Genomic DNA, 15,874 nt, shown 5'->3' with positions numbered 1-15,874 from the left:
TTGGGTTGTTGTTGGGGCTCGGTGAATCCGGATGCCACGGGGCGTGTTGCCGGCCGGGTATCACCCGCCTCTGACCGAGACAAGAATCTACTGACCTGATCAAATGATCTGACTCGCTAGTGTGCAGCAGTAACGGCATCTTCGTCAATAGTGCCAGTCGAAACGCTGCGCCCGTTAGCGCTCTCGTTAGTCGGTCTGAACTGGGCATTTCTGTGGGCGTGGTACCGCAACCGGACCGGTGGACAAGTCGTGACCCGGCGAATGCCCTCTTGACGTCACCGGTGACACCGGCCACACTACTGATCATATGACTTAGGCAGAAGTCTTGGTCGGTTTTCGAAATGAGGTTAAGCAGGTGAGTTCCCTGACTGCAGAAGATGTGCTGGTCGCGGTCGAGCCGGATCCGACGCCGCTGGTGTTGTCGGTGGCTCGGACGTTGAGGGCCAGCGCCGAGGTTCCCGAGTTGCGCGCGTTGATCGGCGGCACTACCGGGACGGTTGCGCTCGCGTCGGTCGCCGATCGGCAGGCGGTGACGCTCGACTTCGCCGACGGTCGCGTCCACGTGAGGCACGGAGTCGCCGGCGGTGTCGAGCCTCTCCAACTGCATTTCTACCCGGAATACACGGTCGTCGGAGGAGGTGAGCTCGGGGAGGCGGTCGGCCGGATGCTCTCGCCGCCGCTGCCGGACTGGAATGTCGCTGCGCAGAAGTTTTGCGAACTCAACGCCGACACCGCTGGATTCCCCGAGCAGTTGATCGTCGTGTGTACCGACGACGACGAGCGTCTCGTATACGGCGACGGTGCTACCACATTCGAGATCCACGGGTCGGCCGAATCATTGTCGGCAGTCCTCAGCGGGTGGTTCGATTCATTTCTCATCGCACTGGGTGTCGGTGCCGTCGCGGTAATCGGCTCGGCCGCGCAGGTCTCGGTGATGTGCGGTGCACACTGGAAGGTGCGGTTCAATGGCTGAAACAACGAGTGCCCGGGTCCGGCGGTGGCTGGACGAGCGGGCCATCACGTCGATTCGAATCGAGGCGACGAACCTCGACGGGACGTTCGTGGGAAAGTCGATCTCCCCGAAGAAGTTCCTGAGCGGACTGGAGACGGGATTTCCGTTCGCCGATGTCGTCCTGGGCAACGATCTCGGTAACTTTCCGCAGTTCGGTTTCGCCTTTCCGGAGTGGCGGGGCGACCTGCTGGACATCTTCCTGCGTCCCGACCTGGATACCCTGATCGAATGGGAGCCCGGCAAGGCATCCGTCATCGGCGACTTCTGGACCAAGACCGGCGACCCGGTGTCGGTGTGTCCGCGGAACCTCTTGCGCAAGGTGGAGCGGCAGGCTGCCGCGGAGGGCTACTCGGTGAAGGCGGCGATCGAGATCGAAGCGACCCTCTTCGAGGAGTCGGTTCACGAAGCGCGCCGCAAGGGATACAAGGATCTGACCCCGCTCGGCGGTCAGGCCGGCTCGGCCTATGTGCACGCGAAGTCGGGTGATTGGTGGCAGTTCCTGGACCGAGTGCAGCACCGTTTGGAAGAGCTGGGACTGGAGTGGGAGGCGTGTAACGACGAGGCGGCCGTCGGTCAGATCGAGATCAACGTCGCCGTCGCCGACATCGTCACCACGGCCGACAACTGGGCCCGGACCCGCCAGGTCGTTCGTGAGGTCGCGAACGAGCTGGGTCGGTCGGTGACGTTCATGGCCAAGTGGTCCGACGCGTGGGGTCAGGCTTCGCATCTGAACATCTCGTTGGCGAACGAGGACGGCAACGCGTTCTTCGCCGAGAACGGACCATCCGATGTGATGCGAAACTTCATCGGCGGCGTCGTGCAGACCATGCCGGGGGCAACCTCGCTGGCACTGCCGTTCCTGACCTCCTACCGGCGGCAGATCCCGCTGGAAGGCCCGCCCACGACCGTCACCTGGGGCATCGACAACAAGACCACCGCCGTCCGCGCGGTGACCCGGCACCCGAAGTATTCGCGCATCGAATACCGGACGCCGGGAGCAGATTCCAACGCGTACCTGGTGGCTGCGGCGGTGCTGGGAGCCGGCCTCCACGGTGTCGTCAACGGTGTCGAGCCGCCGGCCCCGTTCGTCGGCATGGCCTGGTGCAACCCGGCCGGCACCGAGACGTTGCCGCACACGATCACCCGCGCCGCCGATGCGCTCGCCGCCGACAAGGCACTGGCCCAGGTGCTCGGGCAGGAATTCGTCGACTACTGGATCGGAACCCGACGCTGGGAATGGCTGGCGTTCCACACCATGGGTGGTGGCGACCCCGACTGCGGGATCACCGACTGGGAACTCAACCGCTACTTCGAGCTTGTATGAGCACCCGCATCAAGGCGGCGGTGCTCAACGCCGCGCCAGGTACGTTGGATATCGAAGAGCTGTTCATCGACGATCCCGGGCCCGACGAGGTGCTGGTCCGGATCGCGTATGCCGGTCTGTGTCATTCTGACCTGCACGAGATGGATGGAACCTTCGAGTCCGACACGCCGATCGTGCTCGGCCACGAGGCGGTGGGCGAGGTCGTCGAGGTCGGAAGCGCTGTGACGGAGTTCGGTCCAGGTGCCACCGTCGTGACCTGCCTGTCGGTGTACTGCGGGTCGTGTGAGTTCTGCCTGGCCGGGCAGCAGACCCTGTGCGCGCGTCGGACGCAGTTGCAGCAGGGCCGCGCCCGGCCCCGTCTGACGAACAGCCGGGGGGCGGCGGTGCGGGCCACTGCCGGGATCGGCGGTTTCGCCGAGATGGCGCTGGTTCACAAGAACAGCGTCGTCGGGATCACGCCGGGGGTGCGTCTGCAAACGGCGAGTGTGCTGGGCTGCGCGGTGACCACCGGGATGGGGTCGGTGCTGCAGAGCGCCTGCGTTCGTCCGGGGCAGACCGTTGCGGTGATCGGGCTCGGCGGAATCGGATTTTCCGCGGTGCAGGCCGCCCGGCTGGCCGGCGCGGCGCAGATCATCGGCGTGGACGTCGTGCCGGAAAAACTGGAGCAGGCCAAGTTCTTCGGAGCAACCGACGTGGTGAATGCCCGCGAGACCGACCCGGTCGCGGCGGTGCGGGCGCTGACCAGCGGAGGCACCGACCACGCGTTCGAAGCGGTCGGCTCGGGTGCCACCGCAGGGCAGGCGTTCGCGATGCTGCGACCGGGCGGCGTGGCCACGGTGATGGGCATGATCCCGGATTCGCATTCGATTCCACTTCGTGGATCCGAACTCTTCATGCAGGAAAAGAGTCTGCGCGGGTCGTTCATGGGATCGAACCACTTCAAAGTGGATATCCCCATGTATCTGCAGTTCGCACGGGCCGGTTTGTTGCAGCTCGACGAGCTGGTCACCGCCGAATACTCACTCGAAACAATCAACGAAGGGTTCGATGCCCTGGCATCGGGCAGAGAAATCCGCGTTGTCGTAGGAATTGGAGCGACGTCGACATGAGACCTCTCATCGGTATCACGGGCCGATGCTATCGGCTGGAAATGGTGACCGGTACATCTCCACGCTTCACCGATCGGTTGACGAACTCCTTCTTCACCGACTTCGACCGGTGCGTGGCCGAAGCCGGCGGCATTCCGGTCAACCTTCCGTTCGTGTCGAGTTCGACCGGAGTGGCCGACAGGCTGGACGGGTTGATCGTGACGGGCGGACAGGATGTGCACCCGTCGCGCTGGGGTGGCATGCGTCCGGTCGACCCGGATGCCGATCCGCGCCGGAACATCGACGTCATCGACTTCGAACGGGACCAGTACGAGGCCGATCTGATCTCGGATGCGCTGTCTCTGGGCATCCCCATCCTCGGCGTGTGCCGCGGGCATCAGCTGCTGAACACCGTCCTCGGCGGGACGCTGATCGAGGACATCGAGGAAACGTCCGTCGTGCATTCTTCGCCGAAGGCTGCGCCCTACGCCGGTGACGACAACCATGTCGTCGAATTATTCTCCGGCAGTGTCGGGCGCCAGATCTACGGTGCCCGTCGAACTTCCAACTCATGGCATCATCAGGCGGTCGACCGGCCCGGTGTCGGACTCGCGGTCACCGGCCGCGCCACCGACGGAATTGCGGAGATGATCGAGCTGAGTGGCCGACCCGTTGTCGGCGTCCAGTGGCATCCCGAATGGCAAACCGAGCGTGACCCGATCTTCGATTGGCTCATCGAACGGTGCGCGTGGACCATGGATGAGCGTCAACAGGGCCGGCAGGATAGCAAGGTCGGGTGACTCTCGGATCCGAGTTTCGGTCGAAATCGGCCTAGTCCACCACTGGATATGGTCACGCGATACACATGTTGCGTGTCCACGCATCCCAAATATCATGCAAGCCAACCCGAGTCGACAATCTTCTCGACGGGTTCAGGCTCGAGTTCAGTTACACGAGGAGTTGTCACCGGGTATGGGTCTTCAATCTTCACTTGCCGCATTTCAGCGTTCCCGGCACAGCATTGGCGGCGGAGTCAGTTCGGGGCTGCGTGCATCCATGCAGCCGCATCCGTTGTTCGTCGAGAAAGCTCGTGGCGCCCACGTCTGGGACCTCGACGGTGATCGCTATGTCGACTGTGTAATGGCCTGGGGTGCCATGGTGCTCGGCCACAGCGACGACCGGGTGGTCTCGGCGGTCCAGGGAGTCCTGAACCGCATGCAGGTGGTCGGTACCGGTCACGTCCTGGAGTATGCGGCGGCCGAAGCGGTGCTGGAGGCGGTTCCGCACGGTGAGCGTCTGTTGTGGAGCAACACCGGCACCGAGGCCGTGCAGGTGTCGCTGCGGCTCGCCCGGGCCGCGACCGGGCGGCGACGCATCGTCAAGTTCGCCAAGAGTTACCACGGCTGGCAGGATTCGGTCTATGCGGGCATGTCGTCGGACGAGTACGGCAGGCCGACGCTGACCGCAACCAAAGGTCAAAGTCCCAGCGTCCTCGATGACCTGATCGTCTCGGAGTTCAACGACATCGAGATGATCACCGGGATTCTCAGGGAAGCGCGCGAGCTCGGTATCGCTGCGGTCCTGCTCGACCCGATCATGAGCAATGCGGGAGTGACTGAACCGCTTCCGGAGTTCTTGCGGGCGGTTCGGGCGCTGTGCGACGAGGCCGGCGTGGTGCTCATTTTCGACGAGGTCATCGCGGGCTTCCGGATCGCGCGCGGTGGTGCCACCGAGCGCTTCGGGGTACGTCCGGATCTATCGGTGTTCGGCAAGGCGATCGCCGGCGGGTTCACCCAGAGCGCGGTGGTGGGCCGCGCGGACTTGATAGATCAGGTGACCGACGGTGTGGTGCATGCCGGAACGTTCAACGGAAATCCGGTCGCGTTGGCCGCGGTCGAGGCGACGATGGGTGTGCTCGCGGATCCGGCGGTGTATGCGACGCTGGAGACCAATGCGGCGCGGTTCCACGATCGGTTCGATGCGGTACTGGCCGAAGCCGAAGTCCCGGCGCATCTGAACCGGGTGGGGTCGTTGCTGCAATTCGTGCCCGAAGACGCGGCCACCGGACTCCACGGAACCGGTGGCATCTGGGGGAAGGTCCTGGGCGGGATGCTCGCCGAAGGCGTGATGTTCATGCCCTCGGGGAAAATCTTCTTGAGTACTGCGCACACGGGGGAGGACATCGACTTCGTGGCGGAGGCGCTGAGCCGGGTCGTCTGCTGAGCTGTGGGCGCGCGCCATCCGCTTCCCTTCTTGATCAAATGATCAGAAAGGGCATCATTTCGGTGCCCGATGCCGCGTCGGACGGCCCGAGTGATGCGTCCGGTCGGATCCGCGATGGTGCACAGCTTTGGCGCTAATAGTGCTGTAGTGCAATCCTTTCGAGCGAAGTCGCGACGATCGACGAGGATGTGACGGATCTAACCAAAACCCTTGTCCAAACTCTGATCAAACGATAAAATCAAATGATCATAAATCACCGGTCTACCGGATGGAGAACAAGATATGACTGTCGACCAGCAGGCACTGCAACACGTGTCCGTGACCACGTCTGCGGAGAAGATTCTCGAGATCGTTCGCCGCGACGGCGGCGTGATCATCAAAGACTTTCTCACACAAGACCAGATCGAGCGCTTCAACGCTGACATCGACGATCCGATGGCAAAGCTGCGGCCGGGTTCTACGCATGACGGCATCATCGCCGAGTTCCACGGAAGCAACACCAAGCGCCTGACGAATCTGGTCACGCACAGCGAGACTTTCCGCACGGAGATCATCGAGCACGACCTGGTTCATGACCTGAGTGATCAGACCTTCGTCGAGGAATCCGGCACATACTGGATGACCACGGCGCAGGTCATCGAGATCGGCCCGGGGAACAAGGCTCAGATGCTGCACCGTGACCTGGGCAACTGGGCGCCCTTCATCGCCATGGGCCCGTCCGGCCCCGAAGCGTGCATCAACTTTCTGATCGCGCTGACCGACTTCACCGAAGAGAATGGTGCGACTCGTGTCATTCCGGGCAGCAATCATTGGGAAAACTTCGAGGACAACGGGACTCCGGAAGGGACGATCCCGGCGATCATGAAGGCCGGCGACGCGCTGTTCATCAGTGGTAAGACTGTCCACGGTGGCGGGGCCAACCTCACTGACAACGAGTACCGTCGGGCTGTTGCGTTCACATTCAACGCCGGCTTCCTGACCCCCGAAGAGGCCTACCCGTTCATCGTCGATCTGGAGATCGCCAAGTCGCTGTCGCCGCGTGCACAACGGCTGGTCGGATTCCGCTCGCAGTACCCGTTGACATCGCCTGGCCTGTGGCAGGTCGACTACAACGAATTGGCCGGAGTCCTCGGGCTCGACAGCTGAATCGGTCGTTCGAGAATTCAGAGCAGCGGCACCGAGCCGCGCGAAAGGCGGAAGTAACCGTGGCAGTCGAAATTGAGACTCCTGGACGGGCCACACCCAACGACTGGCTGGACGTCGAAATGCCGGCCGAGTTGCCGACCGCGATGTGGATCGACGGCGAGTGGGCGCAGGCAAGCGGCGGCAATACCGCAACGCATACCAGTCCTCGCCGCGGCGAGACAACGCAGGTGGCGAGTGCTGCCGAAGTGGATGTCGAGCGCGCAATACAGGGCGCCAAGAACGCCTTTCGCAGTCGGGTGTGGGCAGGCTTGGAGCCACGTGAGCGTGGAGAGGCGCTGATCCGGTGGGCCGACCTGCTCGACCAGCATCGTGATGAACTGGCGTTCCTGGTCGCGTATGAAATGGGTAAACCCGTCACAATCGCGTGGAACGTCGAAATGCGTACCGCGATAAACACGGTGCGCTGGTACGGCGAGCTGGCCGACAAGCTGATGGACGAGTCGCCGCGCGGCCGCAACGGCGCGGTCGCGCTGGTGACCCGTGAGCCGGTCGGCGTCGTCGGCGTCATCACGCCGTGGAACTTCCCGATGACGCTGGCGATGTTCAAGATTCCGGCTGCCCTGGTCGCCGGCAACAGCGTCGTCGCCAAGCCGGCCAGTCAGACGCCGTTCTCGTTGCTGCGGGCCGCGGAGCTTGCCTACGAGGCGGGCATTCCGGCGGGCGTGCTGCAGGTGATCACCGGCAGTGGCGCCAAGGTCGGCGAGCAGCTGGGCATGCACGACGACATCGCGACCCTGGCCTTCACCGGATCTACCGACGTCGGAAAGCAGCTGCTGTCCTACGCGGGTGCGTCCAACGCCAAACCGGTGTGGCTGGAGCTGGGCGGCAAGTCGCCGAACATCGTGTTCCCCGACGCGCCCGACCTGGACCGGGCGGCAGCGGTGGCCGCCTGGGCGGTGTCCTTCAACAGCGGTCAAATGTGCACTGCCGGATCACGGTTGGTGGTCCATGAGGACATCCGCGACGAAGTGGTGGCGAAGGTCGTCGACAACCTGAACGCGGCGGTGATCGGTGATCCACTGGATCCGGCGACCACTCTCGGTCCGCTCGCTTTTGCCGCACATCGCGACGACGTCCTAGCCGAGATCCGCAAGGGGATCGACTCGGGTGCCAAACTGGTTCTGGGCTCCGATGCCAGGCGTGATGACGGCCTGTACGTCGACCCTGCTGTCTTCGTCGACGTCGATCCGGACAGCAGGCTCGCTCAGCACGAGATCTTCGGTCCGGTGCTGGCGGTGCACTCGTTCCGTACGGAGGAAGAGGCACTCGCGATCGCGAACAACACGGTATTCGGATTGGGTTCGTCGGTGTGGACCGCGGATCTGAGCCGGGCTCACCGGATGGCGCGCGGGATCGACGCCGGTATGGTCTGGATCAACTGCTACGAAGAAGGCGACTCCTCGGTCCCGTTCGGCGGCCGCAAGCTGTCCGGGCACGGTGCCGACAGGAGCAATCACGGTCTGGACAAATACACACACCTCAAGACCACCTGGATCGAGTTGTAATCACTGGGCACGCGGCGGATCGTTCTGGTGGACGGGGGCCAACTCATGCCTGTCCGCAGCACGAACATGTTGTCTTCCAGGGCTACACGATCGTCAGCCGGCTTGTGTCCCGGGAACCGGAACACCGGGGTTGGCCTCGCTGGCGCCGAACTCAACCTGAAACGGTCAGTTGGTAACGGTACGTCAATGACGATCACCGGTCCCCGGATCGCGGGCCACATGCGATCCGGGAACCGGTGCCAACGAGAGAAATGGATTGTTATGTCCGATGTGTCAGTTCTCGGTCTCGGTCTGATGGGGAGCTCAATCGCCCACACACTGATCGACAAGGGATATTCGGTTACCGTGTGGAACCGCACCCCGGAGAAGGCCGCCCCTCTAACGGCGGCAGGCGGCAAAGCGGCCTTCACCGCTGTCGAGGCCGTCGAGTCGAGCCCCATCACCCTTTCCGTCGTCGTCGATTCCTCCGCTCTCGTCGAGAGTCTCGGCGACGACATCGATTTGACCGGTCGCACCATAGTGAATCTGGCGACAGGGACCCCCGCGGATGCACGTGAGCTCGAGCGGTGGGTCACCAAGCGGAACGGGCTGATGCTGTCAGGTACGATCTCGGCTTATCCAAAGGACATCGGAACTCCGGTGGGCGGGGTGAACTACGCAGGACCCCTCGAGCTTTGGAACCGGAATGCGGAGATGCTTCTCGCCCTCGGCGGCTTGAGCGGGCACGTCGGCGAGGTCATCTCTGACGCGTGCACCCTCGACCTCTCGATGCTGATCTTCTACATGTCGAGCATCGCCGCGTTCCAGGAGGCGGTGGTCTTCGCGGAAGCGTTCGGCGTGAGCCCGGACCGGCTCGTCGAGTTCGTCAGGCCGGGACTGCCGGTCCTCGAACGTGAAGTCGACGAGACGGTGCGACGAGTCGAAAGTGGCGACTACACAACCGACGAGGCGACGATCGGCACCTTCCATCACTGCATGGACCTCGTCTGGAAGGCGTCCGCCACGGTCGCGGCCCGGCCGATCATCTCCTCCGCCGCCCGTGAACTCTTCGCCCTGGGAGTATCGGAGGGCCGGGCGAACGAGATCCCGTCTGGTGTCGTCCCGCTCCTGCGGCAGATCCGAGACAGCAGCCGACATAGCTGATCCGTGAATCTTTCGGAGCAAACTCCGAGGTGATCCCCACGATCCATAGCCGTGGGCCTGCGGCTATGGATCCTCGGATCCTCGGATCCTCCGACGAGTAGCGTGGAGCGCTGACTCTCCCGGCACGAGATCTTCGGTCCGGTGCCGGCGGCCCGTTCGGCGTCTTCGGAGTGGAGTGGGGTGCCACCAGGTTCGTGCTCGCCCCATCAGAGTCTGTCGACTCAGTCAGAGGGGGTGGATTCCGTTGCTTCGTGGACGGCGCGGGTATGCCCGCGCCAGGAGCTGTAGCTCTTCCAGGGCGCAGTTGGATTCGGGGATCTTCTGCCACAGGCGGTCGATGAACTGGAGTCTCGACAGTCCGAATTGAACGAGGATTTCGTCCTCGCCAGGGCCCCCGTATGGTGCCCACATGCTCGCGAACCCGATCAGGATCGCCGCCTCTTTGTCGCGATGCTCCCGCTGGTGATCGACTGCACTCCGTGCGGCGTGCCGCAGGTGCCCTCGGCCATCTTCGGAAGAGGTCCTCCATTCGTTGACCGTCACGCTGTGTGCCCATCGAATGCGAGGTCTCCTGGGATTGCATCCCTACGAGGGCGACTCGAGGTCTGTCCAATCGCTGCTGAGGAACCCAATCGGAATGCCAGTTGCAGGCTTTCGCATGCGTCGAGCACGGCGCGGCGACTCTTGGCGTAGGTCTGCACCTCCGGGAAGAACCCGTGGAACACGCCCGTGTATCGCTGGAGACGTACCGCCACGCCTGCCTCGTGGAGGCCGGCGGCGTATGCCTCGCCGTCGTCGCGCAGCGGATCGACCTCGGCGGTGGCGATGTGAGCTCGGGCCAGTCCGGCCAGCGACCCCGCCTTCATCGGAACCGCGAGCTCGTCGAGATCGGCGGGAGAATCACCGACATACTGCTTCCAGAACCACTGCGCGGTTCCGGCGTCGAGCAGTGGGGCGTTCTTGAATTCGGTCCACGACGGTCGCGTGAACTGGTCGTCCACCGCCGGATAGACCAGCAGTTGCATCACTGGCTGGGCGATACCGCGACGGCGTAGGTCGAGGCACAGCGAGGCGGCGAGTCCACCGCCGGCTGAATCGCCGCCGACCGCGAGCTGCGACGGGGCGACACCCAGTTCGGCGGAGTTGGCCCGGAGCCAGTCGTAGGCTGCCCGGACGTCGATAATCGCCGCCGGAAAGGGGTGCTCAGGTGCAAGGCGGTAATCCACTGATACGACGACGCAGCAGGCCTCGTCGGCGATGACTCGGCACAGCTCGTCGACGCCGTCCAGCGAGCCGACGGTGAAGCCGCCGCCGTGGATGTAGAGCAGCGCGCCGGCCCGGGTTGTGCGGTCGGGCTGGTAAATACGAACCGGCACCGACACGTTCCCACCGTCGGCGACCCCGGCGATGGTGCGGTCCTCCACCGAGGCCACCCGTGTCGTACGCGGCGGGGGAGTTGGCGCAGCGAACTTTCGAACACCGTCGAGCCCCAGCGTATGAAGAGGTCCCGGCAGCAATTCATCGAGCTGCTTGGCAACCGCCAGCGCATCCGCGTCCAGGACGTCCTGCCATTGCGAGTAGGTCATATGCAATCACTCTCCGATCGCGACAATGATGTGATGGGAAGCCGGCCGCTACCGACGACTGATGCGTTGGTACGTCTGCGGCCGTACCCAAGGCGGGCAGTTCTCGTCCGATGAACTGAGGAGACCGATCATCCGATCATGTCATATGATCGGATGAGTGTCCACTGTGAGATGAGCGGTCCGGCTGCATGGAGGCGGCGAAACGGAGACCTTCTCTCTTGGTTCGTATGGCGGGGTTCGGATTGCTGCCATTGACATCGCACGTACTGTGACGGTATCCATTCAAACTGTGACCAAGTTCATTGACTAGGTCAGATGAACAGTCAGGCTGTCGCCAAACTCCTCTCCCCGAAGGGCCATTGATGGACACTCTCGCCATGGCGTTGCTGCTGATCGCCAACGTCTCGATGCTGGCCGCCGGCTACTATTACGGCGTCAAATTCCTTCGCCGCCAACATAATCTTCTGCTCGGGATCGAGTGGCTGGTGATCGCGCTGTCCGGTACGAACGTGGTTTTCCTAGCCGCCACCGGGATCGTGCACTCGAGTTTCAGCTATCACCTCATGGTGTTCTTCGACGCGTTCTCGCGTTCGTTCGGCATGACGCTGGTCATCGTGCTCGGGATGATGGCGGTGACCCGCGGGTACCGGCCGTCGTGGATGGTGGACGTCGGTGCTGTCGGAGCGGCGGTCGCGGTGGGATTGAACCGCACACTCGACGTGCGTCCCGTCGAGTTGGGATGGGCGATCTTCTATCTGGTGATGAATCTTGCGGTGGCGCTGTTCATGTTCGCGGTCGCAGTACGTTTGTGGCGGATCCGTGAGCGACGGCACGCAGTGGGAGTCTTCGTGGCGACGGCCCTCGGGGCGTTCGTGGCGGTGATCTACGATTTCTTCCCGATTCCGGGTGACGACGCGGATCACACGCTGTTCTACATTCTGGCGTTGTCGGTCTGGGCTCTCATGCTCGTGACGTACTACCACGGATACCGCGTACTCGGCGAGTACACCCGGGGCGCCTCCCATGACGGTTCCGCGGCAGATGCGGCGGTGGTATCCGGTGTGGTCAGCCCACAGTGATCCGGCGCGTGACCAGCCTGCCCGTGGCCGTGCGCGGCAAGGTGCCCACGAATCCCACCCTGCGGGGCAATTTGTAGCAGGCCAAGTCCCGGCAGTTGGCGATCAGCTCGGCCGACATCGCACGCAACCGCGCTGCGCCGTAATGAAACGTTATCTAGCAACAACTCCCATGAGCTCAACGCCGTGGCTCCTCGTCCCGAGTCCGTCAACCGCGGACCACTCTCGCTGAGAACGGCGATCAAAATGATGTGATGCGTATCACAGTTGCGAAACTGATCTCAGTCTCAGGTTAAGCTTCCCCAGCATCTCGCGGGTGTGACTAATTCCACCCAAACATTCTGTGACTGAATATCTTTGAGAAAGTTTCGAGGGAAGAGAATGACCAAGAATTTCGGATCGGGCCTGCGCCGTGGCGCCCGTATTGCAGGCCTGGGTGCTGCTGCGGCTGCCCTACTCGGTGTGATGTCTACTGGTGCGGCGAGCGCGGATACTTTTATCCCGCTGCCTGATGGTTCGAAGACCGGTCCGAATGTGACGGTGACGCGTACCGCGGAGAGCGCTCTGTCGTCGCCGTCGTTGGCTGCCAATGGCGCCGGTCGGGTGGCGTGGGTGTCGGGCACGGTGACCGCTGACGTCACCGGGCTCGAGGAGGTCACCGACGTGACGGACGCGAACGCTACGACGAACAATGCGGGTACCTACAACGGTACGAATGCGTCGACGACGCATGGTGTTTCGCGGGTGTCGACCGGGTACATCGTGGGTTGCCAGGTGGACATCACCGGTCTGTCTGCGTCGCCGTCGTTCTCGGCGGATCTGTCGTCGTTGACGCCGAGCCTCGGCCTGTCGGTTCCGTTGAACTCGGGTGAGGTCAAGTACGTGCCGATTGCGGCGAAGGACATCAAGAAGGACGGCGTGTACGCGTTGCAGTACCAGGACGCGGAGCTGCAGGTGCAGAAGTGCGGTGGATTCGCGCAGGCTCGGTCGTACTCGGTCGTGGAGATCGTGGGTAACGACTACTCGAAGACCGTTCTGTACGGTGCGCCGTTCAGCATCGGCTGATTTCGGTCTCTTTCGCTGTTCTTCCACCCACTTTCTCGCGTGTGCGAGGTTTCTATCCCTGAGAGGGAACAATGATCATCAACCGTAAGAACGGTGTGCGTCTGGCCGCGGTCGGTGCCGCTGCTGCCGCGACCATGGGCTTCTTCTCCGTCGGTGCGGCGAACGCCGACACGTTCGTTCCGTTGCCCGGTGGCAGCATCACGCAGACCCTGGCCGACGGCACCGTGGTGACGGTGAACCTGACGGACGAGAGTGCGACCGTGTCGCCGTCGATGGGTTCGACGCCGTTGCACCGCAACGTCTGGGTCTCCGGTAAGGCTTCGGTGGAGCTGCAGGGGGATGGTGTGCAGTCCGCATACATCTACCCCGGCTACCTTCTCGCGTGCCAGGTCGACTTCGGGGCCGAGGCGGGCGCCGAGGGCGGCGCGGGGATGTCGTGGTCGGACATCGTGGCCGGAACGGTGGGGAACCCGCTGTCGGCGGGTGCGAGTGGCGGAATCACTCTGGGTCCCGGTCAGGCGATTCCGGTCGACATCCTCGACCAGGAATACGCCGACCCCTACGGTGGGGAGGCGCATTGGGGTGGCAACTACGTCGAGGGCCCGACCGGTTCGGTTTCGTGGAGTGATTCGACTCTCGGGGTGAGCGGGTGCGCCGGCTACGCGCAGGCCCGCGCCTTCGTCAACGTCGAGGTCGAGACCGAGAACGTCACGAGCACCGTCACACTGTGGGGCCAGCCCTTCAGCATCGGCTAGGGGCTGTCACGGGGTGCTGGATAGGGACATCACGCTGTCGCGCCGCAGCCGGGCGCCGTGTAGGTAGACGAGGGACGAACCATGGACCGACCGGGCAGTACAGACGAGCCGGGGATCGCGCCCGCACGGTCGGGACGGTCAGATGATCGGAATTGGTCGAGGCCCGGATCGGCTCCCTCGGCGGAGTCGTGTTCAAAGTGTCCTCGTTTGATCTATTTCCAGCGCACGGACGGTTTCCAGCACCTGGGTGACCCTGCGAACCAGGTCTGTGGCGTCGTCGTCGAACAGATCCCAGACAAGGTTGAACAGCCTGCCCCGGCAATTTTATTGATCAGAAGACTTGATCGAATGAATCACCGGGCTTACGGTATGAGCCGGATCACCTAGTTGATCTGGCGCCCCAATGCGACCGGCCCAATTCCGAAGGAACGCACCTTTCATGGCGACGAACGAGCTCACGCGTCTCAGTCCCGATCACAGAAGCCGTGGTCGAGGTGATCATGCGCGACGGGGGCGTGATCATCGGGGGTTTCTTCGGCGACGCGACGATCGCAGGACCTCGACCCGGTCCTCGACGGTGTGGACACCGGCCACGACGAGGTGTTCGCGGGATCTCGGACCACGCGGGCACGCCGGATGTTCGCGAAGACCGAGCACATGGTCACGCAGCCATGAACCCCCTCTACCGCGGCGCCGACCTGATTCCGAACAAGCCGATCGACATCGTCTTCGGAGAGAAATTCGTTCCGAACCCCGCGGGCAAGCACATCGGCCGAGGCCTTCATCTCCGTCGGGGCGGCCTCGTCGAGGCGCGGTCTCCGGGTCTCGTCCCATAGATGCGACCCCGGGATCACCAGGGTTCCGCCGTTCTCGGCAATGAAGTCACTCCGAACGATCATGCCTGCACACGCGCTTCGCGTCCGTAGTCCAGGCGAAGCCGCCGCCACACCGAATCGTCGCGGTGCCCGATCTTGACGGCCTTGGTGCACCCCCCGCATGCCACGGGGCGGACCGAACCCGACCACCGACTCCTATCGCTTCGGACTGTCGATGGGCTACGACCTCACCCACAACCTCGACGAGATCCGCAGGCTCCCCAGGGAACTCCAGCGTGAACTCGACTGCTCCTCGGAGCATTACGTCGGCTGGGACGAGATCCATGGATCTACTCGAGCGCGACTACACGTCCATCGACGCCGGCCTTCCGACCCGCGTCTGACCACGAAATCGGAGACATTCATGACAGAGACCCATCAGGGCGCCGGACTCGGCAGTGAGGCGCCTACACACCGGGCACCGAACAAGGCGGTGCTCATCGGTGTCGGCACACTGCTGGTCGTCCTGACCAACGCCATCATCTTCATCCTGCCGCCGCTGTTGCCCACTATTCAGGCGCAGTACGGACTCGCCACCGTGGCCGCGACGACATGGCTCTACACCGCGCTGACCCTCGGCGGGGGAGCGAGCTTCATCCTGCTCCCGCGCCTCGCCGATCTGCACGGCGACCGCAACGCCGCGGTCGCGGCGTCCGCACTCCTCGCGGTCGGCGCGCTCATTCCGGCCGTCGGTGACTCGTATCCGACCGTCCTGGTCGGCTGCGCTCTGATGGGCTTCGGTGGTGCGGCGCAACTGCTTCCGCTCGGGTTCTTGCGCCGGAATCTCGGCGAGGACGGCATCTCGGTGGGTGTCGCGGTTCTGTTCATCGCCACCGGTGTCGGCATCGTCGTGGGCATGATCGGCGGCGGCTTCATCGTCGAGAGTCTGTCGTTGCGGGGCTTCTTCGTCATCCTCACCGCGGTGTGCGCGGCGACGACCATTGCGTGCTACGTCTCGATTCCGCACGCCCCGCCTGCCGAGCGTGGCGGTCGCATCGCGGTTCTCGGCACGGTGT

At 63.6% G+C, this 15,874-nt stretch carries 14 protein-coding genes and 1 pseudogene; 13 read left to right on the top strand and 2 right to left on the bottom strand.

Features of this window, described 5'->3' with window-relative positions; translation table 11 throughout:
* Positions 1-355 precede the first annotated feature (355 nt).
* From ACFTWF_RS42080 to ACFTWF_RS42045, 8 genes are all read left to right on the top strand, one after another.
* Positions 356-973: a hypothetical protein gene (locus ACFTWF_RS42080; protein WP_378466996.1), complete on the top strand. Its 618-nt coding sequence runs from the start codon at positions 356-358 to the stop codon at positions 971-973.
* On the top strand, positions 966-2,336 hold the full coding sequence (locus ACFTWF_RS42075) for a glutamine synthetase family protein (protein ID WP_378466995.1): 1,371 nt from the start codon (positions 966-968) through the stop codon (positions 2,334-2,336). Before ACFTWF_RS42080 ends, ACFTWF_RS42075 begins: the two co-directional genes overlap by 8 nt.
* Positions 2,249-3,445 carry a Zn-dependent alcohol dehydrogenase gene (locus ACFTWF_RS42070; RefSeq protein WP_378466994.1) on the top strand — a complete coding sequence of 399 codons (1,197 nt, stop codon included), beginning with the start codon at positions 2,249-2,251 and terminating at the stop codon, positions 3,443-3,445. The genes ACFTWF_RS42075 and ACFTWF_RS42070 overlap by 88 nt, the downstream gene beginning before the upstream one ends.
* A complete protein-coding gene (locus ACFTWF_RS42065) occupies positions 3,442-4,224 on the top strand; it encodes a gamma-glutamyl-gamma-aminobutyrate hydrolase family protein (protein ID WP_378466993.1) in 783 nt (260 codons plus the stop codon). The genes ACFTWF_RS42070 and ACFTWF_RS42065 overlap by 4 nt, the downstream gene beginning before the upstream one ends.
* Before the next feature lie 172 nt (positions 4,225-4,396).
* Positions 4,397-5,647 (top strand): aspartate aminotransferase family protein, encoded by a 1,251-nt coding sequence (locus tag ACFTWF_RS42060; protein WP_378466992.1) that lies wholly within the window; start codon positions 4,397-4,399, stop codon positions 5,645-5,647.
* Positions 5,648-5,929: 282 nt separating this feature from the next.
* Positions 5,930-6,793, top strand: a complete 864-nt coding sequence (locus ACFTWF_RS42055) for a phytanoyl-CoA dioxygenase family protein (protein ID WP_378466991.1) — start codon at positions 5,930-5,932, stop codon at positions 6,791-6,793.
* Between the two features lie 59 nt (positions 6,794-6,852).
* Positions 6,853-8,358: an aldehyde dehydrogenase family protein gene (locus tag ACFTWF_RS42050; protein WP_378466990.1), complete on the top strand. Its 1,506-nt coding sequence runs from the start codon at positions 6,853-6,855 to the stop codon at positions 8,356-8,358.
* 261 nt (positions 8,359-8,619) lie between these two features.
* Positions 8,620-9,501 carry an NAD(P)-dependent oxidoreductase gene (locus ACFTWF_RS42045; protein WP_378466989.1) on the top strand — a complete coding sequence of 294 codons (882 nt, stop codon included), beginning with the start codon at positions 8,620-8,622 and terminating at the stop codon, positions 9,499-9,501.
* 539 nt (positions 9,502-10,040) lie between these two features.
* Here the strand turns inward: ACFTWF_RS42045 and ACFTWF_RS42040 are convergent.
* Entirely contained in the window at positions 10,041-11,087 is a 1,047-nt protein-coding gene (locus ACFTWF_RS42040) for an alpha/beta hydrolase (protein ID WP_378466988.1), read from the bottom strand.
* Positions 11,088-11,449: 362 nt separating this feature from the next.
* Here ACFTWF_RS42040 and ACFTWF_RS42035 point away from each other — a divergent pair, with 362 nt between their 5' ends.
* The 4 genes from ACFTWF_RS42035 to ACFTWF_RS42020 all read left to right on the top strand — a co-directional run bounded on the left by ACFTWF_RS42035 (position 11,450) and on the right by ACFTWF_RS42020 (position 14,819).
* Positions 11,450-12,166 (top strand): hypothetical protein, encoded by a 717-nt coding sequence (locus ACFTWF_RS42035; protein WP_378466987.1) that lies wholly within the window; start codon positions 11,450-11,452, stop codon positions 12,164-12,166.
* Between the two features lie 378 nt (positions 12,167-12,544).
* On the top strand, positions 12,545-13,228 hold the full coding sequence (locus tag ACFTWF_RS42030) for an MspA family porin (protein ID WP_378466986.1): 684 nt from the start codon (positions 12,545-12,547) through the stop codon (positions 13,226-13,228).
* A 71-nt stretch (positions 13,229-13,299) separates the two neighbouring features.
* Positions 13,300-13,983: an MspA family porin gene (locus tag ACFTWF_RS42025; protein WP_378466985.1), complete on the top strand. Its 684-nt coding sequence runs from the start codon at positions 13,300-13,302 to the stop codon at positions 13,981-13,983.
* 671 nt (positions 13,984-14,654) lie between these two features.
* The gene (locus ACFTWF_RS42020) at positions 14,655-14,819 is read left to right on the top strand and encodes a hypothetical protein (protein WP_378467018.1); all 165 of its coding nucleotides are present in this window, start codon (positions 14,655-14,657) and stop codon (positions 14,817-14,819) included.
* 9 nt (positions 14,820-14,828) lie between these two features.
* Here ACFTWF_RS42020 and ACFTWF_RS42015 read toward each other — a convergent pair.
* Positions 14,829-14,882: pseudogene (locus tag ACFTWF_RS42015) on the bottom strand (hypothetical protein); the annotation flags it as partial.
* A 97-nt stretch (positions 14,883-14,979) separates the two neighbouring features.
* Between ACFTWF_RS42015 and ACFTWF_RS42010 the strand changes: the two are divergent.
* A partial coding sequence (locus tag ACFTWF_RS42010; protein ID WP_378466984.1) for an MFS transporter occupies positions 14,980-15,874 on the top strand: 895 nt, incomplete at its 3' end.

The sequence above is a fragment of the Rhodococcus sp. NPDC056960 genome, assembly GCF_042674125.1.
In the GTDB taxonomy this organism is placed as follows: Bacteria; Actinomycetota; Actinomycetes; order Mycobacteriales; family Mycobacteriaceae; genus Rhodococcus_F.
The sequence above is the reverse complement of the archived record's forward strand: the minus strand, read 5'-3'. Positions and strand labels throughout refer to the sequence as shown.

Coding starts and splice junctions, on each gene's coding strand:
- ACFTWF_RS42075 (WP_378466995.1), top strand. CDS start 966: ATGGCTGAAACAACGAGTGCCCGGGTCCGGCGGTGGCTGGACGAGCGG.
- ACFTWF_RS42070 (WP_378466994.1), top strand. CDS start 2,249: ATGGCTGGCGTTCCACACCATGGGTGGTGGCGACCCCGACTGCGGGAT.
- ACFTWF_RS42065 (WP_378466993.1), top strand. CDS start 3,442: ATGAGACCTCTCATCGGTATCACGGGCCGATGCTATCGGCTGGAAATG.
- ACFTWF_RS42060 (WP_378466992.1), top strand. CDS start 4,397: ATGGGTCTTCAATCTTCACTTGCCGCATTTCAGCGTTCCCGGCACAGC.
- ACFTWF_RS42055 (WP_378466991.1), top strand. CDS start 5,930: ATGACTGTCGACCAGCAGGCACTGCAACACGTGTCCGTGACCACGTCT.
- ACFTWF_RS42045 (WP_378466989.1), top strand. CDS start 8,620: ATGTCCGATGTGTCAGTTCTCGGTCTCGGTCTGATGGGGAGCTCAATC.
- ACFTWF_RS42040 (WP_378466988.1), bottom strand. CDS start 11,087: ATGACCTACTCGCAATGGCAGGACGTCCTGGACGCGGATGCGCTGGCG.
- ACFTWF_RS42035 (WP_378466987.1), top strand. CDS start 11,450: ATGGACACTCTCGCCATGGCGTTGCTGCTGATCGCCAACGTCTCGATG.
- ACFTWF_RS42030 (WP_378466986.1), top strand. CDS start 12,545: ATGACCAAGAATTTCGGATCGGGCCTGCGCCGTGGCGCCCGTATTGCA.
- ACFTWF_RS42025 (WP_378466985.1), top strand. CDS start 13,300: ATGATCATCAACCGTAAGAACGGTGTGCGTCTGGCCGCGGTCGGTGCC.
- ACFTWF_RS42020 (WP_378467018.1), top strand. CDS start 14,655: ATGAACCCCCTCTACCGCGGCGCCGACCTGATTCCGAACAAGCCGATC.